Source organism: Pseudomonas sp. XS1P51 (assembly GCF_054897845.1).
The window spans coordinates 2,566,456-2,591,595 of the sequence record NZ_CM142707.1; the positions used below are offsets into that span (position 1 = coordinate 2,566,456).

A 25,140-nucleotide genomic window follows, 5' to 3' on the forward strand; every position below is an offset into this window, starting at 1 on the left:
TCAGTGCGCTGGTCAGCGGGTGCAGCGCTGAACTGCTTCGCGCAATGCCACGACCATTCGTCGGGAAGACATCAAGCGCCCCATTGACACCAACTGTCTTCTGCGTGAATATTATTACATCGTATGCGATACAAGCGTATGCGATAACAAATAAAACCTACCGTCATTTTGAGAGTTCATCCCATGAGCAAGATCGAAAAAGTCCTGGCCACCGGCAAAACCCACACCGCCAGCAGCACCGGCAATACTTCCCGCGGCCATAACGGTAGCCTCGACATCACCCTGTCGACCCCCGGCAACGCGAAGCCGGCACACGTGTTCGCCGCTACTCAACCGCACCCGACTGCCGAGCAACTGTTCGCCGGCGCATGGTCGGCCTGCTACACCGCCGCCGTCGGGCTCGTGGCCAATGACTTGAACGTGGTGCTGCCATCTGATCTGTCCGTCGACATCGAAGTCGATCTGGGTCAGACCGGTGCGGCCTACTTCCTTCAGGCTCGGTTGACTCTGCGAGTGCCAGGCCTGCCGCTCGATATCGCAACGACCCTGGCGCACACCGCCGACCAGATCTGCCCGTACTCGAAAGCGACGCGCGGCAACATCGACGTGGCCCTGAACGTTCTCACCGCGTGAAACTGACAACGATTAACGGCTTTAATACATCATATATATCGCATGCGATATAAGCGCATACGAAACTTACTCTGAAGCATTTAGGGAGTCACCCATGAGCAAGATCGAAAAAGTCCTGGCCACCGGCAAAACCCACACCATCGTCAGCGCTGCTGGCAACACTTCACGCGGCCATAACGGCAGCCTCGACATCACCCTGTCGTCGCCTGGCAGCGCGAAACCTGCGCACGAGTTCTCGGCCATCCAGCCGCACCCGACCGCAGAGCAACTGTTCGCCGGGGCATGGTCGGCTTGCTTGATCGCCGCAGTCGGCCTCGCGGCCAAGGACATGAAAGTGACGCTGCCAGCCGATCTGTCCCTCGAAATCGAGGTCGACCTGGGCCAGACCGGTCAGGCTTACTTCCTGCAGGCCCGGATTAATCTGCGCGTGCCGGGCGTGGCGCACGACGTCGCAACAGCGCTGTTGCATACCGCCGACCAGATTTGCCCGTACTCGAAGGCGACACGCGGCAACATCGACGTGGCCCTGAACGTTCTCACGGCGTAATGAAGTCTGTGGCCGATTCGCCTTTGCTGGCGAACCGGCCACAGCCAAACGTTAGAGCCGTTCCCGACACGATCGCATACGAGGTATATTTCACTTTTGCAGGCCTGCAGTCGCTGGCCAAAGAGGATGCACATGAAACCCAACGACGAAACGGCCCTGGAGAACCTGAAGCTCGCCGACTTCCTGTGTTTTGCGGTCTATTCCACAAACCTGGCCTTCGGCAAGGCCTACAAACCGTTCCTCGAACAACTGGGGCTCACCTACACGCAATACATCACGATCGTTGCGTTGTGGGAGGCAGACCATCAAACCGTCGGCAGCCTCGGCGAAAAGCTGTTTCTCGAATCGAACACGCTCACGCCGATCCTGAAAAAGCTCGAAGCGATGGGTTATCTGCAACGGCAGCGCGACCCCGAGGACGAGCGCCAGGTGCGGATCAGCCTGACCAAGAGCGGCCGGGATCTGCGCGACAACCAACCGGAAACGGGACTCGCCGACGCGACGGGCCTGACACCGGACGAATTCATCCAAATGCAGCGGTCGGTCGTGAAGCTGCGCAACAGTCTCATCAAGTCGGTCAAATCCGGGGAGTGAGCGATTCTCTCTGCCACGCCCGACGCAACAGACCGATAACCTCGTCATCCGAGGTCTGGGAAAAATCCATGTACCAATGGCCGATCGACATCAACCACTCGGGCATGAGTGGGCATACCAGCTCGTCCACCTCGCTGCGCAGCGCCTCGGCCGTCTCAAGCGGCGCCACGGGCACGGCAACGGCAATGCGCGACGGCGCCTGCACACGCACTGCGTGTATCGCCGCCATCATCGAGGCGCCTGTCGCCAGGCCGTCGTCGATCAGAATCACCCGTTGATCCTTGAGTTGCACAGGCGCGCGCGTTGCGCGGTAAACCTGCTCACGACGCAACAGCTCCCGGGTTTCCCGCGCGACCACGGCATCGAACGTGGCCTGATCAATCGGGTGAACCCGCAACGCGTCTTCATTGAGGATTTGTATGCCGCCGCTGGCAATGGCGCCCATGGCGAACTCCTGGTGGGACGGAACCCCCAGTTTGCGCACCAGCATCAGGTCCAGGCGAACCTCCAGGGCCGTGGCTACTTCATAGGCGACCGGAACGCCGCCACGGGGCAAGGCAAGGACGATGACATCGGGTCTACGCGCGTATTTGAGCAGCGGTGCCACCAGGCTTCGACCGGCAGCAGCCCGGTCCTGCAAGATGGTTTGCGATGAGGAACTCTGAGTCACTTGAATACCTCCTAAGGCGATCACGCCTGTCGGTTCGCATCACACGACTACCCAGGATTGTCGGTCTGACTGTGGCCGACATCAAGTTCAGCCATGACGCTCGCCACTAGACCGCCAGAATGCTGCAAGGCACCTGATACAGAATATGCTCGGTCGTGCTGCCCAGAAGCTTTTCCAGCCCATGGGACCGGGTTCTGCCCATCACGATCACATCCACCTGGTGCTCGTAGGCGAACTCGCTCAACGCCGAGACGGGATGCCCCTTGATGAAATGTCGTTGGTCAGCGGGCACGCCAAACCTTCCGGCCAACTTGAGGAAAGATTTTTCCAGGTCTGTGCGCAACTCCCTGGTGAGCTCCGCCAACGTCAGACCGCTGCCGCCCAAATCCCCCAGGAAGGCTGCCGAAATGTCACAGGCATACAGCAAATGCAACTCGGCATTACACTGCATCGCCAGGCTGGAAGCCTGCTTGATGATCCGGTCATTCAGCTCGTTGTCCGCAGACTCCGATTCCGACACTTCGACCGCGGCCACGACCTTGCGCGGTAACACATAGCCGCTCCCGCCCACCAGATAAACCGGTACCGGGCAGTGACGCAGCAAGTGCCAGTCCAGCGGGGTGAAGAACGCGCGTTTGAGCGCTGATTCATGCTGAACTTCCTTGATCAACAGGTCGGGCTGCATGTCCGTGACGTGATCAAGAATGTCTTGCTGAAGGTCATCGGCCCATGCCACTTCCGTGGTCACGTCGAGCCCGCGGCCACGCAGATTTTTTGCCTGAGCCTTGAGCCAGTCGCGATGATCCTGCAGGTAATTTTCCCTGGCCGTTTCACGCACGCCCTCTTCAAGCAGCGACAGCATGTCCAACGATTTCATCAACGCCGCCATATGCAAACTTGCCCCACTGGCCTTGGCCAGCGCGGCGGCGTGATTGATCGCTTGGGAATCGCGCAGGGCCGGGTTGATGATCAGTAACAACCGTTGATACTGGCTCATGATCTGACTCCAGGCAGATGGGTATTCGACGCCTGCCGCTGCGTCTTCGCTGGATCAGGCACCAGCGTTATTCCAGATTCCGCCCCCAACGTCTGCCTGATCTTGACCTATATCAAACCCCTGCATTTCCCATTTGTCGACTATTGAACGCCACCGTCACGAGTCTCTGATCCAGATCAAAGTCAAACGGCGTCAGCGGCGTAAAAAGGAATGAGCCGCGTGGTTCGTTACCGCACGCGAACCTTTCAAGCCAGCTGGAGGATCGCACCATGCTCAATGTCAAAGACCACAATGATCGGGCCGCTGCCGCCTACGCCGCCGTCACCGGACAATACTGGATCGAAGCACTCAGGGATGGTCGCCACGTGTTGATCCGGCCGCTGGAGGACAAGGACCGCGATCGTGAATATGCCTTTATCAAGCGTCTGTCCCCCGAGTCCCGGCACATGCGCTTTCTCGCGCAGATCAACGAACCCGGCACCGCCTTGCTCGATCAGTTGATGGACACCGACGGCAAGCACCGCCTGGCGTACTGCGCACTGGTCCACGAGAACGGCGAACTGATCGAGATCGGCATCAGCCGCTACGCCGCCACGGGCGAGCGCGAGTGTGAATGCGCGGTAACGGTCGCCGATGAATGGCAGCGCCTGGGCCTCGGCACGATCTTGATGGAGCACTTGATCAAGACCGCCCGCAGAAGCGGTTTTCGCCAGATGTATTCGGTCGACTCCTCCAGCAATGGCCCCATGCGAGCACTGACCAAAGCCTTGGGTTTCGAGACGCGAAGCGATCCCGACGACAGCTGCCAGGTCATTCATCGCCTCCACCTGTAAAACAATCGCCCTGCGACGTCTCGACCAACGGTTCGTCGCGGGGCGATCTATATTCACGATTGCAGGGTTCTGCCCGGCTTGATCGCCAGCACACTGCAGGGCGCCTGATGCAACAGCTGCTCGGCGGTGGTTCCCAACAGTTTGTTCAATCCCTTGTGCTGCACCGTCCCCATGACAATGACGTCCGTACGGTGACTTGCTGCGAAATCACAAATGCTCGACAGCGGCGCACCCTCGATGAAATGACGACGATCCGGCGGCACCCCGTGGCGTTCGGCCAGGGCGGCGAATGTCTCAAGTTGTGCCTGGCCCAACACTTCATAGAGGCCTGCGCCCAGAGGCAACGCGCCAGCCCCCATATCCTGGACATACACCGCCGTCCAGTCATAGGCATGCAGCAGCTCAAGGCTGGCGTCGCATTGCTCGGCCAGCTTCACCGCCGCGTCGATGATCTGATCGTTGAACACCTGGTCCTGGTCTTCGCTGCGCAGTACATCGACGATGGCCAGCACGTTGCGTGGACGCGGGTTGAGGGCGTTGGTCACCAGATGCACCGGCACCGGACAATCGCGCAGCAACTGCCAATCCAGCGGCGTGAAGAAGACCCGTTTCAATACGGATTCCTCCTCGGCGTCCTTGATGATCAGCGCCAGGGGCATTTCGCTGACAAAGTGCAGGATTTCCTCGAAAGGATGCTGTACCCAAACCACTTCGCTGGTGACCTCGACCCCGTGCCTGCTCATCAGCTCGGCTTGCTCCTCTAGCCATCGCCGGTGGCGCTCCAGATACCCGTCCCGGGCCCGGCTGACTTGCTCGGGAGCGAACAGGCCGACCAGCGCCAGGGCCTGCAAATAATCGAACGCCACGATGTGCAGTGGCATTTGCATCACGCGGGCCAATGCGGCGGCACGGTCGAACGACGGTGTGCGGGTCATGGCTGATGGGGCGATTAACAGTAAACGCTGAGTCTGCGGCATAAGGCACCTCGGCACGTAGCCATCTCAATGCTAAAGGGAACTCCAGATTGAGCGCTACAGGTTCAGACGACTTGATCTTAGTCAGCTACGGGGCAAGATGCCTGTCAGTGCAGCAAGGTGCCGGCCTCGCGATCAACACGGTGGATGGTGCCGTCATGCGTCACCGCACGTCGGACGGCCATCAGCGTTTTTCGCCTGTTTGACACAGATCAAGCCCCCTCCCCTGACCAACGGCAGGATCAGCACAAGCCTTCACGGCTGACGTCGCGTCCCTGCCATCGAGGGCCAGCGTCTCTGCGGTTACTCAAGGGAGATTTGTCATGTCTGAGCAATCACGTTTCATGCTGGTCGCCTCGCCCCTGATGGAAAACAGCCCCGCCTTCGACCGGGCCGCAGCGCTGGCCAAGGCTGAAGGCGCGGCGCTGCACATTGTGGCCTTCGATTACCTGGAAGGTCTGGCGACCGCCAGCATGGTCAACGAACAAGCGCTGGAGCAGATGCGGCTCGGGTATGTCGAGCGCCATCGCCAGTGGCTTGAAGAACAGGCCCGTCCGTTGCGCAAAATCGGTGTGCAGGTCACCACTGAAGTGGTCTGGGTGGAAAGGCCCTTGCAGGAAATCCTCGTTCACCTCAAAGAACAACCGATGGCCGTGCTGATCAAGGCGCTGGAGCACGAGTCGCTGCTGTCGCGCCTGATGTTCACGCCCCTCGATATCCATCTTTTACGCGAATGCCCGGTGCCTCTGCATTTTGTCAGCCATGTAAAGCACGCTTTGCCGCGCAAGATCGTTGCGGCGGTCGATCCCTTCCATCGCGATGGTCAGTACAAAGGCTTCAATGACAGGATTCTGCGCGAGGCGACAAAACTGGCGAGTAGCTGTAACGCCGAACTCGATGTGATCTATGCCCATGACCTTTCATCCATCAGTGCGGACGAATTCGGCTTCGACAATGGCTCGGCGTTTTTCTCGTCAGGCACCGCCAAGACCCTGTTCGATGCACAGGCCGATGCCTTCAGGGAACTGGCCGAACGCAACGGCATTGCGCCGGAGCAGCAGCACATGATCATGGGCAACCCGGCCAAGGTCCTCGCCAGTTACGCCGCGGCCTATGACGTCGATGTGATTGTCATGGGCAGGATCGGGCATCGCGGCCTGGGTCGCCTGGTGGGCAGCACGGTCGAGCATCTGTTGTACAAAATGCCGTGCAGCGTCTGGGTGGTTTCGCCAGAAGTACTGACCGATTGACTTCAGGCATCACCCGCCAAAGCCCTAACTGTGCAGCTCGTCCGTCACGAAAAGCGCGCTCAGCCGTTTGATCCACGGCGTTGCCAGCAGCACGACGGGGACGATGGTGAGCCAGGCCAGTAACCAGGCGTTGAACCAGTGTGCGAGCAACGCACCCACCGAAAGGCCGGACGGGCTGGCAATCGCCGTGGCCACTGCGCAGGTGATTGCAGACTGGATCACAGCCGCAGCCTGTGGACGATAACGTGGGGAGAGTCTGGGCATTTTCCGGGTCTCGTCATGGCAGGCTGCACCCCGTCCAGCGAGGTGCAGCCAGATTGCGTCAGGCCTGCTTGGCCTGGAGATACTCAAGGGTTTGCGCGGTGCTCCACAGGGCATTGGCGATGTAGCGATAGTTGATCAGCGCCGCCAGATAGCCATCCCCTTCGGGGGTCGTCGGGCCGGCAGTCGCGTCCCGGACTACCGCCACTTCAAAGCCAAGTTCCAGCAGTTCACGAAGGTGCGATTCGACGCAGAGGTTCGCCGCCATCCCCGCCAGAATGATTTGCGAGACGCCTTTCTTGCGCAGCTGCAGCGCCAGGTCATTGGTTTCCGGGCCGTACACCTTGTGCGGCGAAGCGATGATGGTTTTGCCGTCGAGGATGTAGGGTTTGTACTCGGGCATGAAGTCGGCACCGGAGTTCTCGAAACCGTCGAGGGTCAACGGGCCTTTGCGATCGAACATGCAGATACTGTGCATGACTTTCTCGAGCGGCCCGCCGAAATGCCAGTCGTGGTCGCAGGGATAGTAGTAATGCGGCGAGACGGCGACGGTGATGCCGGCACCCTTGGCGGCAGCAAACAGCTGCCCCAGGTGTTTGACCACATCGTGCTCGACGACGCTCTTGCCAAATACAGCCCAGCTCACGCCTTCGGGACTGAGGAAGTCGATCTGCGGGTCGATGACCACCAGCGCGGCCCGGCTGAGGTCAAGCTTCATGCCCGGATCAGGCAGTGCAGGCTCTGTCGGGTCGGCATACGGGGACGCGGTGCGAGGTGAAGGGGTGCTCATGACGATGGACTCCGGTCAACTTCAGGAAATATCTCGTCCCGCCATGGCGCCCGGGTGGGGTGTTGTCTACCATCGGCGAGAACTTCATCCTATTGCCGCGTCCTGTCGGGGTTTTGCCCGGACGTGCTGAGTCTTTACCCGGTCGTCTCTATCATGGATATCCTTTCCGAATTCTTCGAGCGCACCCACCTCCAGGGCCGGCTGTTCTTCTCCGGTCGGGTGGAGGGCACGCTGGTCCTCGACAAGCCACCGGGCATGGCGTTCATCCACGTCATCAGTCGGGGTGGCATCGACCTGGTTCAGCCCGGACTGCCGAAGATTTCGATCGCCGAGCCCAGCGTGCTGTTTTGTCCGAGCAGTTGCCGTTACCAGTTGCGCTCAAGTGCATCACAGGGTGCCGAGCTGATCTGCGCCTCGTTCCAGTTCGGGCGCAACTCGCTGCAGCCCTTCCCCCTCGGGCTCACGGAAACGCTGGTTTTTCCTATCAGCCGCCTTGAAAACATGGCCCCCGTGATCGGTTCGCTGATCGGCGAATTCCAGGATCAGGCACCCGGCAGAACCAAGGCGCTCAATCTGCTGCTCGAATACATTTTCGTGTTGCTGGTGCGGCGCTCCGTCATCGAAGGAAAGATCTCCAGCGGCCTGTTCTATGCCCTCCAGGACGGGCGTTTAGGGGCGGTGTTCAACCGCATCCACCTGGAACCCGAGGCGCTGTGGACCGTCGAGAAGCTGGCTGCCCTGGCGAACATGTCCCGGTCGAAATTCTCGGCGTGCTTCACCCGGATCATGGGGGTATCGCCCATGGGTTACGTCACCGCGTGGCGGATGAAAGTGGCCCAGGACCTGCTGCGCGACGGAGTTCAGATCAAAGTGATCGCCGCGTCGGTCGGCTACAGCTCGCAAGCCTCGTTCTCCAGAACCTTCCTGAACGTGGTGGGCTCGCCGCCGGCCGAATGGCTCAAGCGCGATGCCAGCGGGGACACACCGCCCGTAACGGCCTACGTGCGCCGAACCGGGTCGGACGACTCGCCCATTGAAATGACTTAACCGCCCGCCAAAGAGAGAGAAAAATGGTCACTTGTTATCTGCGGTATGTGCTTGATCCCTACCAGATCGAAGCGTTTGAACACTATGGAAAACTGTGGATTCCCCTCGTCGAGAAATTCGGCGGCCAGCATCACGGCTATTTCCTGCCGTCCGAAGGCGCCAACAACATTGCCTTGGCGATGTTCACCTTTCCCAGCCTTTCAGCCTACGAGCGCTATCGGCAGGACTCCATGAACGATCCGGAATGCATCGCGGCCTTCAAGTTCGCCGAACAGACAAAATGCATTCTCAGCTATGAACGCAGTTTTTTCAGGCCGGTGTTTGGCGCCCAAGGGGATCAGGCGGTTTGACTCAGCCGTGTTTCAAATCGAGGCAGTAGGTGTAGTAACCGGCATCGCGCACATAACCCAGGGACTCATACAACCGTTGCGCCCCGTGGTTATCCGTGGCCGTTTCCAGCACCATGCCTTTGGCGCCGGTCAACAGCGCAAAGGCACGTGCGGTGTTCATCAGCAACGTCCCTACCCCTCGCCCTCGGGCGGCGGGTGTGGTGAAGAGGTCGCTGAGCAGCCAGGCGCGGTGCGCGTCGATGGAGGAAAACGTCGGGTACAGCTGGACGAAACCCAGCGCTTCGCCGTTGACGTCCCGGGCATAGAAGATCGCGGATTCGTCCCGGGCGATGCGCTCGGCGATGAAGGCGCGAGACTGCGGCAGGTTCGAGGGCTGGCCGTAGAAGCCTCGGTAGGCATCGAAGAGGCCGGCGATGGTGTCGATGTGGGTTGCGTCGGCGCGCAGGGCCTGGATCGCCATGATTGTGCTCCACTCAGGTTTTGATTGGGCTCAGAGAGATAGAATCACAGCCTAGCAACGGGATTGAACAGGGACGGATTTATTTCCGGAAAAAGCCCTGGTCGGTCTGGCCTTCATTCCCCTGGAAGCATGCCATGCGCCCTCTATGCAAAATCATACCGATGTTCTTCTTGATACCACTCCTGGGCATCATCGCGCCAAGCATCGCCGATGCCGAACCAAGGCCCGAACACATGGTGTATGTGCGCACGATTGATCCGGGCATCGAGCAAGACATCCGCTATGCCAGCGCCCACAACTTCACCGGGCATCCCCTCGACGGTTACGCGGCCCCCGAGTGCCTGTTGTCGCTGGAAGCCGCCAAGGCCCTGGCCCGCGTGCAAACGGCGCTGCGTTCAGAAGGTTATGGCTTGAAGGTTTTCGACTGCTATCGACCGACTCGCGCGGTCGCAGACATGGGGCGCTTCGCGACAGAACCGGGTGACCCGCGAAAGGCCGAATTCTATCCACGCGTGGACAAAAAAGACTTCTGGCGCCTTGGCTACGTGGCACGGGTGTCGAATCACTCCAAAGGCAGTACCGTTGATCTGACCCTGACAGCTCCGCAGGCCCTGCCCGCCGAAACCTGGACACCTGCAGCGCCCCCCGTCGATTGCACGGCCCCCTATGAGCAGCGTTGGCATGACGGCGCACTCGACATGGGAACGGGTTTCGATTGCTTCGATGAACGCGCCCATACCAACAGTGCGTTGATCAACGCGACCGCCAGGGAAAATCGCCAGCGACTCAACAGTGCCATGGAAAAAGAGGGATTTACCGGCTACTCGGCCGAGTGGTGGCATTTCACCTATACCCGGGACGATACGTTGAAGAGCGTCATGGATTTCCCCATTACGCCGCTGGCGTCCAGCGGCGTTCTCGACACCAGCCATCAGCTGATTGTGGTCACCACCAAAAACTGGGCTGACATCCAGGGCACCGCCCAGCGTTATGAACGGCAGGGGAAAACGTTTCGAAAATACGAGGCGTCATTTCCGGTGGTGTTAGGCAAAAACGGACTGGCCTGGGGCAAGGGTTTAAGCAGCGTTGATCAGCGCGAGGGGCCGATCAAAGTTGAAGGTGATGGAAAAGCGCCTGCCGGGATTTTCAAACTGGGAACGGCGTTCGGCTACGACGCCAGGGCCGACACCAGACTGCCTTATCTCGCGCTGACATCGACCACCGAATGCGTGGATGACAGCCACTCCACACGCTATAACCAACTGGTCGACGCGCCGACAATCGCCAAGGACTGGAACAGCGCCGAACGCATGCGTCGCGATGATGACCTGTATCGAAAAGGCATTTTCATCGAGCACAACACGCCGGCGGCCCCCGCTTCTGGCTCCTGTATTTTTTTCCACATCTGGCGAGGACCCACGTCCCCGACACGTGGCTGCACCGCCATGGATCAAGCGGATATCGCTCGACTGTTCAGCTGGCTGGACCCTCACCAATCCCCTTTATTGGTGCAAATGCCCGAAGCAGAGTACGAGCACTTTCGCGCAAGCTGGAACCTCCCCGAGCGTTGAGGCGGTCACGCGCCCAGTTGCAACAGAAAGTCTTGTACGTAGGGTACGACTGACATACCGGCGTGGGCGGTATTGGGGACGATGTCTTGTTGAACACGAATGTCATGAGACTGAAGGTTGCGCGCCAGGGTCGTGTTGCGCTCCACCCGAGTGCGCCCGGCGTCGTTGATGCCTTCCATGTATTGCACTGATCCCGGAGCGTAGTGAATCTCCCAGGTTTCCAGGTCTGCCGCGCCCACCAACAGTTGAACGTCCACCTCACGCAGGGCATCGAGGTTCAGGCGCTTGCCGAAAATCGCCTCGATCCCCCCGGTCCCTACCCACCAGTCGAGCCCTTCATCGATCAGCGTCACCGAGCCCGGCGCACCGATCGACACGGAACGTAGACGTTCGGGGTGCAGGTAGTAAAATCGGTTGGCGAAGTGCCCGCCGCCCGAATAACCAAACAATGAAAACTTCTCGAACGAAGTGCCTAGAGCTTCGGAGACTTCATCCACCATGGCCAGCAGGACTTCGTCGTAACGAATGTCCCCTTCCTTGAGGTATTTGAAACCATGCGGGTTGCCATCGCCCAATGGACCGACCGGAAACAGCGGCGCCAGAATAATGTAGCGATTGAAGCGACCGAACTCGGCAAACGCGTCCCGATACTCGACCATCGTGCGCCCGGTACCATGTACCGCGACCAGCAGACGGTGACCTTCAGGTGCTTGATCGAAGGTTTGCGGAACATAAAGGCAATAGGCAAAACGCGGGTCCTTGCGGCACGAAAAAATGGTCGTGCTACCCCGATAATACATCTGGCGATGCCGCGCTTCGGGGGTGTCTTGAGGGTTGGCCAACATTGTGAAACCTCGTTGATAATTGTGCCATTATTGATAACTACAGCGGGTAAGGGTCATGCACGGTCGACGACTCACACGCCCACGTCCAAGTTTTGCGGAAGTCACCCTTGAACAAAAAAACTACTGATCGCAGCCAATTGGTGCTGCTGATTTCAAACGACATTAATGCCGGTGTTCTTCCGACCGGCAGCTGGCTCAAGCAGATCGATCTGGAACAACGTTACGGCTGTACGCGGCTGGACATCCGCCGTGCACTGGACCAACTGACCCTGAAAAACATGGTCGAACACATCCCCAATCGGGGTTACTACGTCCACACGCCGGACCTGGCCCTGGTGGCCGATACCCGTGAAGTCCGTATCGCACTCGAATGTGCAGCGGTCGATCAAATGGTCGTCACCGAAGAACGGTTGCAGGCGCTGGACATCGTTGCCCAGCGCTTCAGTCGCCTGGTCAACGAAGGCACGATGCAAGAGTGCTACAGCGCGAATCTCGAGTTTCATCGCGGGATCTACGACATGTGCACCAACCGGGTAATGATCGAGTTCATTGAAGAAATTCGCAGCCGTCCGCCGTCGTCGCCGGGCGGCACCTGGCGTACGCACCTGCGCGCCGAGCAGTCGAGTCGCGAGCACTTCCAGATACTCGACGCCCTGCGTAACGGTGACCGCGATCTACTCAAGCGACTGATCGCGGCGCACATTCGTCAAACCCCGCTGGAGCAATGAATATCAAGGCTTGATGCTGACGCCCCAGAGGCGCGGCTTCTGCCCGATCCAGGCGTCGTAGCCCTCGACTTTCTGATTCAGCGCGACGATGTCCAGGCCGTTGTACATGACGATCATCGGCACCTGATCGATGAAGCGCTCATGCAGTTGATCGAAGATCGACTGGCGCTTGGCGACGTCACCTTCCTTCAGTGCCTGGGTCAGCAAATCAATCGCCACCGGATCCTCCCAGACCTTGCGCGACTCTTTGTCCTTGTTACCCGTCACCTGCTCGAAACTCAGCGCCGGATCGAAGCGTGCCGAATAGGTGAAGGACATCGCCTGATAACGCCCGCTCTGGTAACGCTCAAGCTGAGTGCCCCATTCCATGACTTCAACCTGCGCGTTGATGCCGACGGCTTGAAGCATGGCCTGGGCAATAATGGCCAGGTCATAACTGGGCACCATCGAACGCTTGTTGGCGACAATCGTCAGCGGCTGCCCGCGATAGCCCGCCTCCTGGAGCAGTTGAGCGGCCTTCTGGGGATCGTAGGTGAAACCGCGCTGCTCGCTTGGGCCGTAGTAGTTGGAGGCCACGCTGATGATTGAGTTATTGGGCACGCCGAAGCCGTTGCTCGTCGTCGCCACCAGCTGTTTGACATCAATCGCCGCCGCAATGGCCTGACGAATGCGCTTGTCCTTGAGCAGCGGATCGCGGGTCTGGAACATCAGCACATTCATGGTCGCGCTGGGGTCTGTCGAGACCTTGAGTGTCGCGTGCGTCTTGATTTCAGGCAGGTCCGTTTCGGTGACTTCAGCCATGTCCAGGTCGCCCGAAAACAGCGCTGCCTTGACCGTCGCCTGATCGGGAATAATCACAAACCGCACTTCATCGGTCAGCGCGTTCTTGCCCCCGGTGTAACCGTCCCGTGGACCGGGCAAGGCTTGGTAGCCCGTGAACCTGGTCAGCGTGACGTACTGCCCGCGCTTCCACTCACCTAACTGATAAGGACCGGTGCCGATCGGCGTCAGGAACTCGCCCTGAGCATTGACCGAGGCTTTGTTCAGAACCGCAGTGCCGCCGCAATCGGTACGCGCCAGCGTGGCGAGGAACATGCCGCTGGGCTTTTCCAGCTCCATCACCACGGTATGGTCATCCGGTGCTGTCACCTTGGTCACTTTAGTCAGACCGCTGCCGTCGAATTCCGGAAGGCAACGCCACTGCGTCTTGGGGTCCATGTCCCGGTTCCAGCTCCACAGCACGTCGGGGGCGGTCAACAACTCGCCGTTATGGAATTTCACGCCTTGGCGCAAGGTGAAGGTGTAGGTCAGGCCATCAGCCGAGACATCGATCTTCTGTGCGAGCAACGGTTTGACTTCGCCCTTCTCCCCATAGGCCACCAGCCCTTCGGTCATATGCAGCACGACCGCATCGGAACGGTCATCACGATTGACCCCGGGGTCGAGGCTGCGGACATCGGAGTTCATAGCCAGGCGCAAGGTTTGCGCCTGTGCGATGCCGCAACCGATCAGGGTCATCATGCTCAGCGTCAGAGCGTTTACTAAAAAGCGGTTCATAAGCGAGTCCTTGATAAAGATGAAACGAGTTCTCGCCGCCACAGGTGTGACGGCCTCAAAAGTCCTTCACACAGCAACACTGCTGCGCAATTGATAACTGCCGTCGGCCCGTCGCACCAACGGATTGGCGGCCGCCAGCAGTCGAAGCGTGAAAGCGTGTTGCGGGTTATCGAACACCTGCGCGGTGGTACCTATTTCAACCAGTCGGCCTTGCTGCATGACGGCCACGCGGTGGGCAATTCGTTCCACCGCCGCCAGGTCATGGGAGATGAACAGACAGGCAAAGCCGTACTGCTTTTGCAGGCGTTCGAACAACTCCAGAATCTGTTTTTGAATGGTCATGTCGAGGGCAGAAATCGGTTCGTCGGCGATGACCAGTTTGGGGTGACGAATCAGCGCCCGACCAATCGCCACGCGTTGCCGCTGGCCACCTGAAAGCTGATGGGGAAAGCGGTTGGCGAAGAGCGGGTCCAGACCCACATCCTGCAGAATGGTGCGCACGCGCTCGGCACGCTGCTCGCGACTGAGGCCCGGCACATGGCGCAGCGGTTCAGCGAGAATTTCGGAAATCCTGGCGCGCGGATCGAGGGACGATACCGGGTCCTGAAAGATCATCTGGCATTGCAATCGGTGCTCACGGTTGGCGCTTTTCAGGATGTCGACGCCATCGAAAAAAATCTCACCAGCAATCGGATTGACCAGCCCGACGACCGACCGGCCAAGGGTGGTTTTACCCGAACCACTGCCGCCGACCAGTGCCAGCGTTTCACCTGCTGCGATTTGCAGACTGACCCCGTCCACGGCGCGTTTGGCCTTGCCACGCCACAGGAAACCCTGACGTCCCGGGTGCTCGATGGTGACGTTGCGCATATCAACTAGCGGCGAGGCCAGTGACGCGCTGTCAAGGTTGCCTCGGGTGGGCAGCGCTTCGAGTAATTGCCGGGTGTAATCAGCCTTGGGGCCCAGCAGGATCTGCTCGGTCGGGCCGCTTTCGATGGCTTTTCCGTTGCGCATCACCACGACTTTGTGGGCATGGCGCACCACCAGCGACAAGTCATGACTGATGAACAAAATAGCCGTGCCCTCCTCCCGCGTCAGTTCAAGCATCAACTCGATCACGTCGGCCTGGGCCAGGGTATCCAGGGCCGTGGTCGGCTCGTCGGCGATCAACAGCGCCGGGCGCAACAACATGACCGAAGCCAGCATGATGCGTTGTCGCATGCCTCCGGAGAACTCGTGGGGAAACGCATTCAAACAGCGTTGCGGATCATCCATGCCAATTCGGCGCAGCATCTCCAGCGACCGGGCAAGAATGGTTTTTTCATCCAGATCGGTGTGCAGGCGCAACCCTTCCGCCATCTGCTGACCGATCGTCAATGTCGGGTTGAGCGAGACCATTGGTTCCTGAAACACCATCCCGATCTTCGAGCCGCGAACATCACGCAACTGCTCGTAAGGCAAGGTGCACAGATCGGTATCGGCAAACACAATACGACCGGACGCGACCCGCATCGGCGGCGGCAATAAACCGATGACCGCGCGCGCCGCCATCGTTTTGCCGCTGCCGGACTCCCCCACCAGCGCGACGATCTCGCCGGGGGCCATGTCGAAGCTGAGGTGGTCAACCGCAAGCGAACCCTCGGTTCCCACTTGAATGCAAAGATTACTGACGCGAAGCAAAGGCTTGACGGTATCCATTAGCGACTCATCCGGGGGTCAAGGCGATCACGCAGGGCGTCACCGAAAAGATTGATGCCGATCAGGGCAATGGAGATCATCAAACCCGGGAAGAAACCCAACCAGGGTGCCGTGACCAGATGCGGCCGGCTGGAGGCAAGCATGTTGCCCCACGTGGCCGCCGGCGGCGGAACGCCCAAGCCAAGGAAGCTCAGGGCGCTCTCCGAGAGAATCGCCCAGCCAAACATGCTGGTGGCGAGGACAATCAACGGTGCCACGCAGTTCGGCGCGATATGCCGCCACATCGTGTACAGCTCGCCATTGCCAATGACCCTGGAGGCTTCGATGAACTCGCGTTCACGCAACGACAACACCGTGCTGCGCACCACCCGAACCACGGTGGGGATATAAGCCAGGCCCAGCGCCAGCACGATGCCGTACTGACTCGCACCCACAATGGCGAGCAACCCCAGCGCCAGCAGCATCCCGGGGAATGCCAGCAAGGCATCGTTGACCATCATCAACAGGCGGTCCGTCCAGCCACGCAGGTAGCCGGCGAGCAATCCGAACAGCGTGCCGATGCTGATTGCCAATATCACCGTCAGCAGGCTGATCCACAGGCTGGTGCGGGCACCGATGATGATGCGGCTGAAGACATCGCGGCCGAACTCGTCAGTGCCCAGAATGTGTGGCCAGGACGGCGCCATGAATCGGTTGGCCAGATCCAGGCGCAGCGGGTCGTAAGGCGTCCAGACGATACCGGCTACCGCCATCAGCACCAGGATCACCAGCAGGCTGCCGCCGATCAGCGCGTTGAACGAGAGCGGACGCTTGCTCCCGCCGACCTTTGGCAAAGCGGTGGGCGGCGCGGTAACTTCGCTTAAAATCTTCATGCTTTCACCCGAGGATCGAACAGCGGATACATCAGATCTACGAGCAGGTTGACCAACACGTAGACAAACGTAATGAGCAACAGGCAGCCCTGCAGCACGGGGTAATCACGTGCATAAATGGAATCGACCATCAGGCGCCCGATGCCCGGAATGGTGAACACCGTTTCGATCACGGCGATCCCGCCCAACAGGTTGCCGAGGATCAGGCCGATCAGTGTCCAGGTGGGCGCAAAGGCGTTGCGCAGCGTGTGTCGCCACAGCACCGCGCGCTCGGACAACCCTTTGGCGCGTGCATGGGCGATGTAGTCCAGGCGCAGGACTTCAATCGAGCTGGCCCGCTGCATCCGGATAATCACGCCGCTTTCATGCAACACCAGCGTGGTCACCGGCAAGATGATGTAGGCCAGCGCCTTGCCGAAGTCAGCCGAAAACGGCACATACCCCACCACCGGCAACCAGCCTAATTCCAGGCCAAACACATACAGCAACAGCAGGCCCATCCAGAAACCGGGGATCGACAGCAGCAACGTCGCGGTCGTCACCAACCCCAGATCAATCAGCGTGTCCTGCTTCCACGCCGCCAGCATGCCGAGGGGAACGGCAATCACCGCGGCCAGCGCCACCGCGGTCAGAACGATGGTCACACTGACACTGAACCTTTCCAGGACCAGCGGCAAAACGGCCTCATGACTGGTAATCGAAAACCCCAGGTCCCCTTGAAACAACGCCTTGAGCCAGATCAGGTACTGTGCGATCACCGGTTGATCCAGCCCGAGCGACTGCCGCAATTTGACCAGACTGGCCGGGTCAGCCATGTCGCCCAGCATCAACAACGCCGGGTCACCGGGTATCAGCCGGATCATCGCGAACACCGCGATAGAGATCAGCAATAACGTCGGGACCGCCATGGCCAAACGCTGAACGATCAAACGAAGCATGTAGGTTCCTCGATGTTGAAGCACCGCCCTCGTTTGGGCAGTGCACAGGCTACCAACGGTTCAACGTTTACCAGGTGGCGTAACGGGCGTAGTCGGATTCCATCTCCAGGCGGTACTGCCCGAATGTGCGGTTGATCGCCGGCAAGGGAGCGATTTCCATGAACCCGCTGGCCGGGCGCATCAGAATCATCGCCACCGTTGCCGACAGATTGTCTTCGCCGCCAGAACTGGGACGGGGTGGCCGGCAGACCGCGAATGGCGTGCCGAAATCGTCGAAAAACGCACTTTTCAGGTGTTCCAGCGTCAGGCTGCCATGAAACGGCTTGAGCAATTTCTCGACACGGATATCACGATAAAAGCTTTCGGGTGCACCGCTGATGCCAGTGTTCTTCAATTTGATTTGCGCAACCGGACTGCGCCAATGGTTGGCATGCACCAACAGGTCGCTGACCTCGAACAAGGGGAACACTTCATCGGGGGCACATTCGTAGTTGATGCCGAATCCGGCCGCATGGCTGAGCATCATGTTGTTCGAACCGGATTTGGCGGTCACTGCCACGGTTTTCATCGACAGCGCGAAATGATTGGCTTCCAGCGCCTTGCGGCGGATCAGCGGCAATGGCACGCCGAGCGCTTGATAGTCACGGTCGGATTCCAGGTTATTGCCGGTAATCGCCGTGCCGATGGAGTTCATGCCCGCCCGGGCCAAGCCGCCTGCTTCGGTGAACGTCAGCACATCCGGGCCGTCGTCACGACGAATATGCAGGACCACGCCGGTCTCTGCACACTCCATGCGCCAGTCCCAATTCTGCCCGTGCAGCACTTCATTGTTCGCCGTGGCGCCAGGCAGGATGATCGCGCCGGTACAGCCATCCAGTTCCGGCTTGTCCTGCATCGTGCGCCGTCCGAGGTGAATGATCTCGGTACGGGCATTGATCAGGACAATGGCCTCAAAGTCATGCCCGGAGCCTTCAGCGATGCCGCGCATCTCTTCCAGGTATTGCGGCTCGAACGCTTCAATACTGGGAATGAATTGATTGACCAGGCGCCGAATGCCAGCCCAGTCGTAACCCATGTCCAACAATTGCTGACTGTAGATTTCAATGCTGCGGGCGATGATCTGCGGGCAGGCCTTACCGTATTGCACGCCTCGGGCAAACGGTGCCCCACTCAGTTCGATACACGGAAATAGACCGCTCATGCCATGCCCTCAAATAGTTTGAGCAAGACCTAGAGCAAGGATCAGACCAATTCCACTAAAACCCAATCATTATTGGCGCCAATTTGGATTCCAATAAGTAAACCCTCTCGAAATGCACGCTTTTCGTGCATCAGGCTGGGTAGTAAATTCACAAATGTGTGGAAAAGTGGCACGCGAAAACGAACTCAGGCGCACAAGCCAAATGGCCTGTGCGCCTGCCTCCCCTGTTACTCGGTCAAGCTAACGGAGGGTGTCAGTCACACTTCTGAACTTCGTTCAACCGACACGGCAAGCCCTGAGTGCCTGGCCAGCCAGTAATAAAGAATACCCGGCACCACCAGACCGACGATCCAGGAAATATCGACACCGCCGAGCTGCGCGACCATCGGGCCGGAGTAAAAGTGAGTGTCGACAAAAGGCAGCTGAATCAGCACACCGATGACATACACACTGATGCCCAACACGTTCCAGCGACCGTAGCGACCTGCCGGGTCGGACAACGCCGGGATGTCATAGCGCTCCTTGTTGATGAAGTAATAATCCACCAGGTTGATCGCGCTCCAGGGCGTGAAGAACGTCAGCAGGAACAGGATGAAGTACTTGAACGTCGTGAGAAACGTGTACTGCCCCAGCAATGCCAGCGCGGTGGATGCGCCGACAATCAGCAGCACAAACAGCATGCGTTTGCCGGCGGATATCTCGAAACGCCGACGGAAGCCACTGATGATGGTCGCCACGCACATGAAGCTGCCATAGGCGTTGAGGGTGGACACCGTGACCTTGCCAAACACCACGCTCAAGTACAGCAAAGTCGCCATCACACCGGTACTGCCCAACCCGACGATCGTCGCCACCTCATGACCGCGAAAATTCGCACCGGCCAATGCGGCAGCAAACACCCCAAGCACCATCGAGGCCTGGGCGCCCAGCACCGTGCCCAGGCCGACGGCGGCGAAGGTTTTCCAGGACGACGTCTTGCTCGGCAGATAGCGCGAGTAGTCGGCCACATACGGGCCAAAGGCAATCTGCCAGGACGCGGAAAGGGACACCGCCAGCAAGAACGAACTCCAGCCGAAGTGACGGTTTTCCAGCAGCAGACCGATATCGTTGAGGGTCATCAGCCGGGTGAACAGATAAACGAAGGCAATGATGCCGAGCACGCTGGCCACCTTTCCGACCAGGTGGATGACCCGGTAGCCGAAGACGGTCAGAAACGCGATGCACGAGGCGAAGATCAGGATGCCGGCGCTGTCGCTGACATGGATCAACTGCGCAATGGCCTGCCCTGACAGGACCGCGCCGGTGGCGCTGAACCCGAGATACATCAGGCACACCAGCACGATCGGGATGGCCGCGCCATACACCCCGAACTGCACGCGACTGGAAATCATCTGCGGCAGTCCGAGTTTCGGCCCTTGGGCTGCGTGCAGGGCAACCACTGCGCCGCCGAGCAACTGGCCGATCAGCAAGCCGATGAGTGACCAGAACACATCGCCCCCCAGCACCACGGCCAGCGCACCCGTGACGATCGCCGTGATCTGCAAGTTGGCACCGAGCCACAGGGTGAACTGGCTGTAGAGACTGCCATGACGCTCGGCCTCGGGGATGTAATCGATCGAACGTGTCTCGATCAGGGGGGTTCGCTGCTGACTGTCGCTGACCTTGGTCATACGTTGTTTTCCTTAGAGGAGCTTGTTTTTATTGTGTGAGCTTGAACGTTTAGAACGTCTTGCTGGCACTGGCGACCACAGTGGCCGTGCACAGGTCACCATAGCCGTACCAGCCCGCGCATTCGCTTTTCGACAAGTCGGTATCGATGTAGCTGAGGCCCCAGGTCACCCCCACGAAATCACGGGTCAGCTTGGCTTCCCACTCGTGGTAAGCATCACGGCTTTCGCCGCTGGTGGACCAGAAGGCCGGATCTTTGACATCGTTACGACCGAAGCGCAAGTCCAGGCCGATCTCGGCCGGCAATTCGATTTTGTAACTGAGGTAGGTGTAAAGGGCGTCCTGGTCCTCGCCAAAGAAGTTCGGCGTATCGTTTGAGTAATAGGCGCCAAGCTTCACGCCGTAAACATCAAGGATGGCGTAGACCTCGCTCAGGTTGAATTGGCTCTCCTTGGGATAGTCGTACTTGATGTACCCCAGATCGAGACTGATGGCCTCGGTCGCCTGCCAGTAATAGCCCGCGTAGTACTCGAGTTCCTGACGGGTCTTGAACTCGCCGCCGAAGTCGACGTTCGACGTCCAGGCGCCCATGTACAGGCCGCTGCCGTGCACCAGCGTGGCGCTGGCCTGAGCCGCCGGATCACCCAGGGTTTGCGAGATGCCGCGGGTGCGGTAGTCGCTGAAAATGCCCAGGGTCATGTCCAGGCTGAAGTCATCATTGAGTGTCAGTGCCTGGGTGGTCAGGGGTGCCAATACAAGACTGGCAAGGGTCAATACTGAGCGTGCGTTCATACAGGTCTCTTATTTTTATGGAGGTGCGGGTTATTTCAGTCATGGCGATGCCGTGCCCCTCGCAACACGAGGGGCCGGGCGTCTTTTGCGGGGTGCGGGGCCATCAGGACGCGGGCGCGTAAACCTGCTTGCCGGCGAAGAAGGTCTTCAGGACTTGGGTGTCGAACAGTTCGTCGTCGCTGACCTTGAAGACATCGCGGTCGAGGATGATCAGATCGGCCTGTTTGCCAGGTGCCAGCGAGCCAATCTGCTGCTCCAGGCGCAGGGCCTTGGCGGCATTGAGCGTGTAGGCGTAGAACATGGTCTGGCGGTCGATACTTTCCTTGGCATTCAACACACCCAGCGGCCCTTTGCGCGTGCTGGCCTGAGCGATGGCGTTCCACGGATTGGGGCTGGACACCGGCCAGTCACTGCCACCGGCGATGACCGCACCGGCGTTATGCAAGGACCTGGCGGGATACTGGTAACCGTAGGCAAATGCGCTGATATAGGGTTTGACCAATTCCACGGTGTAACTCTCGCCGGTGGCCCACAGCAATTGCATGGAGGCGATCACGCCAAGCGGCTTGAAGCGTGCAAACTCGCCGGGGTTCACCAGTTGCAGGTGGCTGATGCTGTGGGCCATCGGGGTCGGGTTGAGCTTGCGTGCGTATTCAAAGCCATTGAGGGATTCACGCACCGCGCGGTCGCCGACCGCATGCATGTGCACAATCCAGTCGCGCTTCTCCGCCGCCACGACCAACTCACCGAAGTGTGCGGGGTCGATCAACAGTTGACCGTCTTTATGACTGTTCTTGAAGGGAACAATGACCGCTGCCGTCTGCCCCGGAAACTCCAGAACGCCGTCGGCGAAGACCTTGATGCCTGGAAAACTCAGGTTGGGCACGCCCTCGAATTTCTTCATCACCTTGGCCAGCACCTCCAGGTCGGCCGGCCGGCTTTTCGGGTTGGCCAGCAGCAGCGCGGCGACGTGGGCGTTGAGCTCGCCCTTCTCTGCCAGTTCGCGATAAAGCGGCAGCACGCCGTCACTCTGCTCGGTGGCCTTGAAGTCGAACAACGAATCGCCACTGCCGGCATTCGCGGCGGCGTCCATCCAGGCAGTGACGCCGTATTGATTGTTGACCTTCACCGCCTCACGAGCCGCCTTGAGCATGACCTCGTTAGTGGGTGCGGGAATCTGGCTGCGGACCTGGTCCCAACGAGATTCGGCAAAAAAACCATTGGGCGTGAAATCCGCCTCGTGGCCCACGAAGCTGCGATCTTGCTCGGACAGCCCCTTGACCAATGCGGCATCGATCTTCAGACGCTTGAGCATCGCGTTGTTGGCCCAGCCGGTGTGCCCGTCGATCCCGCTGAGGACCACCGGTTGATCCGCCCAGCGCCCCTGATTGAAGCGCTTGCCGAGCTCACGGCTTTTCTCCCAATACGCCGAACTCACCCCGGCAATGCTGATCACGTCACCGGCCCGCGCACGGCCCGCCTGATCCTGCTCGATCATCCACTGCTCAAGCTCCGCCAGCGGCTTGACTTCATCCAGCAGGTTGGCGCCCAGGCTGTCGTAGGCCGCAACGACCGGGTGACTGTGGGTATCAATCATGCCAGGCATCAGCACCTTGCCTGCCAGATCGATGCGTTGCGTCCGGGCGTCGGCCAGGGCGTTGATGTCGGCATCGCTGCCCACTTTCAGAATCTTGCCATCTTGCACCGCCACGGCCTGAACCAGTCCTTGACCGGGCTCGGCGGTGAACACCTTGCCGTTGAACAGCACGAGGTCGGCGGCGGCCATCGCCTGCACCGAGGAAAACGCCAGCGCGGCGGCCAACAGGTTGGGAATAAATCGTTGCATCGGAACGCTCTCTTGTTTTTATTGGGCGGTTCGGGAAATGGATGTCTGGGATAACGCCTTCGGATCAAGCCCCGTGAACGGCGCCTTGGCCCACACGACTTTGCCGCCCACCACGGTCAGCAGCACGTCGTTGCGGGCCAACTCGTCCTCGGGCACCTGCATGAAGTTCTTGTCCAGCACGATCAGGTCGGCGAACTTGCCGACCTCGACCGAACCGACAACGGCGTCCAGTCGCAGCTGCTCGGCGGCGTTCAGGGTGATGGCGCGCAGCACTTCGGTTCGCGACAGGGCCGGGGCGGCGTTGAGTCTTCCCGCATAGTTGGCGCCATAGCTGTGTGGGTTCGACGGATCGCCCGAGCGGGTGACACCGACCTTCAGTGCAAGGAACTCATCGAGCGGGTCGACGGGCCAGTCGCTGCCAAAAGCCACACGGCCACCGGCACGGCTGATGCTGCCCGATGGCTCCATGCGGGCAAAACGCGCGGGCCCCAGATGATCACTGGTGCCATCGACCGTGGACGGCGCTTGCTGGGCCCACTGAAAGGACATGTTGGCGGTCACGTCGAGCGCCTTGAAGCGCGCGTAGTCGGCGGGGTCCACCGATTCGGCGTGAGTGATGGCAGGACGGAAGCCGTTGCCGGGCAGTTGCTGGCGCACGTATTCGATGCCGTTGAGCGAGTCACGCACCGCTCGGTCGCCGGTGGCGTGAAGGTGCGGATCGAGGCCGGCCTGGACGGCCTGCAACAGCAGCGGGTTGAGGACGGGCGCCGGGAAGTACAACTCGCCTGCGTTCTTGCCAGGCGTCCACTTGGGCGCTGTATCGGTGCCGGCATTGCGCAGGTACGGGGTCAGCATTGCACCCGTGTCAGCCGGCGCATTGATGATGCCATCCATGAACAATTTGACGTGACGCATGCTCACACCCGGCGCGACTTTGGCCTCCCCCTGGTCGTAGGTGTCGGCCAGTGCCTTGGCCTCGGCGATGGTTTTCGCCGGGTTGGCAGTGGCGGCGGCAGGGTCCAGCTTGATGGCCAACAAGGCCCGGGCGGTCAGCTCGCCCGACTGCTGCAGGGCGGTGAACGCTTTGCCATTCTCGGGTCCCGACAAGGCATCGAAGAAACTGGTGATGCCTTGCTGACGCATGGCGTCGAGGGCGGCGCGGGTCTGGTTGAGTTTTTCTGCGTCGGAGGCTGGCGGCACTACGGCGGCCATGGCATCGGCTGCACCGTCTTCGCAGATACCGTTCGGGTTGCCGGCGCTGTCGCGCACGTACTTGCCATCACCCGGATTGGCCGTCTGCTTGTTGATACCGGCGAGCGCCAGACCGCGAGAGTTGGTCAGTACGGTATGGAAATCGGTGGAACGGACCTGAATCGGGCGACTCGTCTTGAGCGCGTCCAGCGTCGATTTGTCGGGGTCGCCATCAAGCCCGGTCATGCCCATGCGATCCCAACTGCCCACCTCCAGCCAGACATCGCGGCCTTTGTCCTTGTCGGCATCCAGGCACGCCTGGATGGTTTCCTGGAAAACCTTGCGGGTCATCGTCTGGTATTTCAGGTCGCACAAGGTCATGGCGCGACCGCCGTCCCCCGGATGCATGTGGGCATCGATGAAGCCCGGCATCAACATGCGGCCCGCCAGATCAATCAGTTGTGTCTGTGTGCCGATGTACGAGGAAACCCCTTCATCGCTGCCGACATAGACGATCTTCCCGCCCGTCACGGCGATCGCCTGTTGCACGGAATTCTGGCCATCAACGGTGTAGACATAACCGTTGCGCAACACCATGTCGGCGGGCGTCGAACCGTGTGTCTGACACCCCACCAGGGCCATGCAGGAAAAGGCCGTTGTCGTAGCAACGGCAATAAACAGCCTGGAGAATTTCAAATGCCTCACCTCTATTCTTATAGTTGTGGAAGTGGCCCGAACACGCTGCCGTGCAACCCCGCGAATGCAAGGCACACCTTATAGAGCGCAGCAGAAATCCGGACCTCCACAAATGAGGAGGGGTAAGGCTA

25 protein-coding genes are annotated in these 25,140 nt (G+C 59.8%); 9 read left to right on the forward strand and 16 right to left on the reverse strand.

The window, feature by feature from the left end:
* Nucleotides 1-183 precede the first annotated feature (183 nt).
* The 3 genes from ACYZUD_RS11865 (at nt 184) to ACYZUD_RS11875 (ending at nt 1,774) form a co-directional block, all read left to right on the forward strand.
* Nucleotides 184-633, forward strand: coding sequence for an Ohr family peroxiredoxin (locus ACYZUD_RS11865; protein ID WP_462024171.1), 450 nt, complete (start codon nt 184-186; stop codon nt 631-633).
* Nucleotides 634-727: 94 nt separating this feature from the next.
* Nucleotides 728-1,180: an Ohr family peroxiredoxin gene (locus ACYZUD_RS11870; RefSeq protein ID WP_462024172.1), complete on the forward strand. Its 453-nt coding sequence runs from the start codon at nt 728-730 to the stop codon at nt 1,178-1,180.
* Nucleotides 1,181-1,312: 132 nt separating this feature from the next.
* The gene (locus ACYZUD_RS11875) at nt 1,313-1,774 is read left to right on the forward strand and encodes a MarR family winged helix-turn-helix transcriptional regulator (protein ID WP_462024173.1); all 462 of its coding nucleotides are present in this window, start codon (nt 1,313-1,315) and stop codon (nt 1,772-1,774) included.
* Here ACYZUD_RS11875 and ACYZUD_RS11880 read toward each other — a convergent pair.
* Both ACYZUD_RS11880 and ACYZUD_RS11885 read right to left on the reverse strand, forming a co-directional pair.
* Nucleotides 1,758-2,444 (reverse strand): phosphoribosyltransferase, encoded by a 687-nt coding sequence (locus ACYZUD_RS11880; RefSeq protein ID WP_462024174.1) that lies wholly within the window; start codon nt 2,442-2,444, stop codon nt 1,758-1,760. The genes ACYZUD_RS11875 and ACYZUD_RS11880 overlap by 17 nt on opposite strands.
* Before the next feature lie 106 nt (nt 2,445-2,550).
* Nucleotides 2,551-3,441 carry a universal stress protein gene (locus tag ACYZUD_RS11885; protein ID WP_462024175.1) on the reverse strand — a complete coding sequence of 297 codons (891 nt, stop codon included), beginning with the start codon at nt 3,439-3,441 and terminating at the stop codon, nt 2,551-2,553.
* 269 nt (nt 3,442-3,710) lie between these two features.
* On the opposite strand from ACYZUD_RS11885, the gene ACYZUD_RS11890 reads away from it, so the two are divergent.
* Nucleotides 3,711-4,274, forward strand: coding sequence for a GNAT family N-acetyltransferase (locus ACYZUD_RS11890; protein WP_462024176.1), 564 nt, complete (start codon nt 3,711-3,713; stop codon nt 4,272-4,274).
* Nucleotides 4,275-4,327: 53 nt separating this feature from the next.
* On the opposite strand, the gene ACYZUD_RS11895 is transcribed toward ACYZUD_RS11890, so the two are convergent.
* Entirely contained in the window at nt 4,328-5,251 is a 924-nt protein-coding gene (locus tag ACYZUD_RS11895) for a universal stress protein (RefSeq protein WP_462024177.1), read from the reverse strand.
* A gap of 320 nt (nt 5,252-5,571) precedes the next feature.
* On the opposite strand from ACYZUD_RS11895, the gene ACYZUD_RS11900 reads away from it, so the two are divergent.
* Nucleotides 5,572-6,498, forward strand: coding sequence for a universal stress protein (locus ACYZUD_RS11900; protein ID WP_462024178.1), 927 nt, complete (start codon nt 5,572-5,574; stop codon nt 6,496-6,498).
* 24 nt (nt 6,499-6,522) lie between these two features.
* On the opposite strand, the gene ACYZUD_RS11905 is transcribed toward ACYZUD_RS11900, so the two are convergent.
* Complete coding sequence (locus tag ACYZUD_RS11905; RefSeq protein ID WP_462024179.1) at nt 6,523-6,762, reverse strand: DUF2798 domain-containing protein; 240 nt, start codon at nt 6,760-6,762, stop codon at nt 6,523-6,525.
* A 58-nt stretch (nt 6,763-6,820) separates the two neighbouring features.
* Nucleotides 6,821-7,549, reverse strand: a complete 729-nt coding sequence (locus ACYZUD_RS11910) for a cysteine hydrolase family protein (protein WP_462024180.1) — start codon at nt 7,547-7,549, stop codon at nt 6,821-6,823.
* A gap of 153 nt (nt 7,550-7,702) precedes the next feature.
* Between ACYZUD_RS11910 and ACYZUD_RS11915 the strand changes: the two genes are divergently transcribed.
* Together ACYZUD_RS11915 and ACYZUD_RS11920 are read left to right on the forward strand one after the other, a co-directional pair.
* Nucleotides 7,703-8,596: a helix-turn-helix transcriptional regulator gene (locus ACYZUD_RS11915; RefSeq protein ID WP_462024181.1), complete on the forward strand. Its 894-nt coding sequence runs from the start codon at nt 7,703-7,705 to the stop codon at nt 8,594-8,596.
* Between the two features lie 23 nt (nt 8,597-8,619).
* The gene (locus ACYZUD_RS11920) at nt 8,620-8,946 is read left to right on the forward strand and encodes an NIPSNAP family protein (RefSeq protein ID WP_462024182.1); all 327 of its coding nucleotides are present in this window, start codon (nt 8,620-8,622) and stop codon (nt 8,944-8,946) included.
* Nucleotide 8,947: 1 nt separating this feature from the next.
* Here the strand turns inward: ACYZUD_RS11920 and ACYZUD_RS11925 are convergent, their stop codons facing one another.
* Nucleotides 8,948-9,406 (reverse strand): GNAT family N-acetyltransferase, encoded by a 459-nt coding sequence (locus ACYZUD_RS11925; RefSeq protein ID WP_462024183.1) that lies wholly within the window; start codon nt 9,404-9,406, stop codon nt 8,948-8,950.
* Between the two features lie 134 nt (nt 9,407-9,540).
* On the opposite strand from ACYZUD_RS11925, the gene ACYZUD_RS11930 reads away from it, so the two are divergent.
* Nucleotides 9,541-10,977, forward strand: a complete 1,437-nt coding sequence (locus ACYZUD_RS11930; protein WP_462025031.1) for a M15 family metallopeptidase — start codon at nt 9,541-9,543, stop codon at nt 10,975-10,977.
* Between the two features lie 5 nt (nt 10,978-10,982).
* Here ACYZUD_RS11930 and ACYZUD_RS11935 read toward each other — a convergent pair whose 3' ends face one another.
* A complete protein-coding gene (locus ACYZUD_RS11935) occupies nt 10,983-11,822 on the reverse strand; it encodes an alpha/beta fold hydrolase (protein ID WP_462024184.1) in 840 nt (279 codons plus the stop codon).
* 107 nt (nt 11,823-11,929) lie between these two features.
* Here ACYZUD_RS11935 and ACYZUD_RS11940 point away from each other — a divergent pair, with 107 nt between their 5' ends.
* Nucleotides 11,930-12,550 (forward strand): GntR family transcriptional regulator, encoded by a 621-nt coding sequence (locus ACYZUD_RS11940; protein ID WP_462024185.1) that lies wholly within the window; start codon nt 11,930-11,932, stop codon nt 12,548-12,550.
* A gap of 3 nt (nt 12,551-12,553) precedes the next feature.
* Here ACYZUD_RS11940 and ACYZUD_RS11945 read toward each other — a convergent pair whose 3' ends face one another.
* From ACYZUD_RS11945 to ACYZUD_RS11985, 9 genes are all read right to left on the reverse strand, one after another.
* A complete protein-coding gene (locus ACYZUD_RS11945; RefSeq protein ID WP_462024186.1) occupies nt 12,554-14,107 on the reverse strand; it encodes an ABC transporter substrate-binding protein in 1,554 nt (517 codons plus the stop codon).
* Nucleotides 14,108-14,173: 66 nt separating this feature from the next.
* Nucleotides 14,174-15,805 (reverse strand): dipeptide ABC transporter ATP-binding protein, encoded by a 1,632-nt coding sequence (locus ACYZUD_RS11950; protein WP_462024187.1) that lies wholly within the window; start codon nt 15,803-15,805, stop codon nt 14,174-14,176.
* Nucleotides 15,805-16,677, reverse strand: a complete 873-nt coding sequence (locus ACYZUD_RS11955) for an ABC transporter permease (protein WP_462024188.1) — start codon at nt 16,675-16,677, stop codon at nt 15,805-15,807. Before ACYZUD_RS11955 ends, ACYZUD_RS11950 begins: the two co-directional genes overlap by 1 nt.
* Nucleotides 16,674-17,615: an ABC transporter permease gene (locus tag ACYZUD_RS11960; protein ID WP_462024189.1), complete on the reverse strand. Its 942-nt coding sequence runs from the start codon at nt 17,613-17,615 to the stop codon at nt 16,674-16,676. The genes ACYZUD_RS11955 and ACYZUD_RS11960 overlap by 4 nt, the downstream gene beginning before the upstream one ends.
* 67 nt (nt 17,616-17,682) lie before the next feature.
* A complete protein-coding gene (locus ACYZUD_RS11965; protein ID WP_462024190.1) occupies nt 17,683-18,816 on the reverse strand; it encodes a C45 family autoproteolytic acyltransferase/hydolase in 1,134 nt (377 codons plus the stop codon).
* A gap of 257 nt (nt 18,817-19,073) precedes the next feature.
* Nucleotides 19,074-20,486, reverse strand: a complete 1,413-nt coding sequence (locus ACYZUD_RS11970; RefSeq protein ID WP_462024191.1) for a purine-cytosine permease family protein — start codon at nt 20,484-20,486, stop codon at nt 19,074-19,076.
* Between the two features lie 49 nt (nt 20,487-20,535).
* Nucleotides 20,536-21,276, reverse strand: a complete 741-nt coding sequence (locus tag ACYZUD_RS11975; RefSeq protein ID WP_462024192.1) for a TorF family putative porin — start codon at nt 21,274-21,276, stop codon at nt 20,536-20,538.
* Between the two features lie 103 nt (nt 21,277-21,379).
* Nucleotides 21,380-23,122 carry an amidohydrolase gene (locus ACYZUD_RS11980; protein ID WP_462024193.1) on the reverse strand — a complete coding sequence of 581 codons (1,743 nt, stop codon included), beginning with the start codon at nt 23,120-23,122 and terminating at the stop codon, nt 21,380-21,382.
* Between the two features lie 18 nt (nt 23,123-23,140).
* Nucleotides 23,141-25,009 (reverse strand): amidohydrolase, encoded by a 1,869-nt coding sequence (locus ACYZUD_RS11985; RefSeq protein WP_462024194.1) that lies wholly within the window; start codon nt 25,007-25,009, stop codon nt 23,141-23,143.
* Nucleotides 25,010-25,140 lie beyond the last annotated feature (131 nt).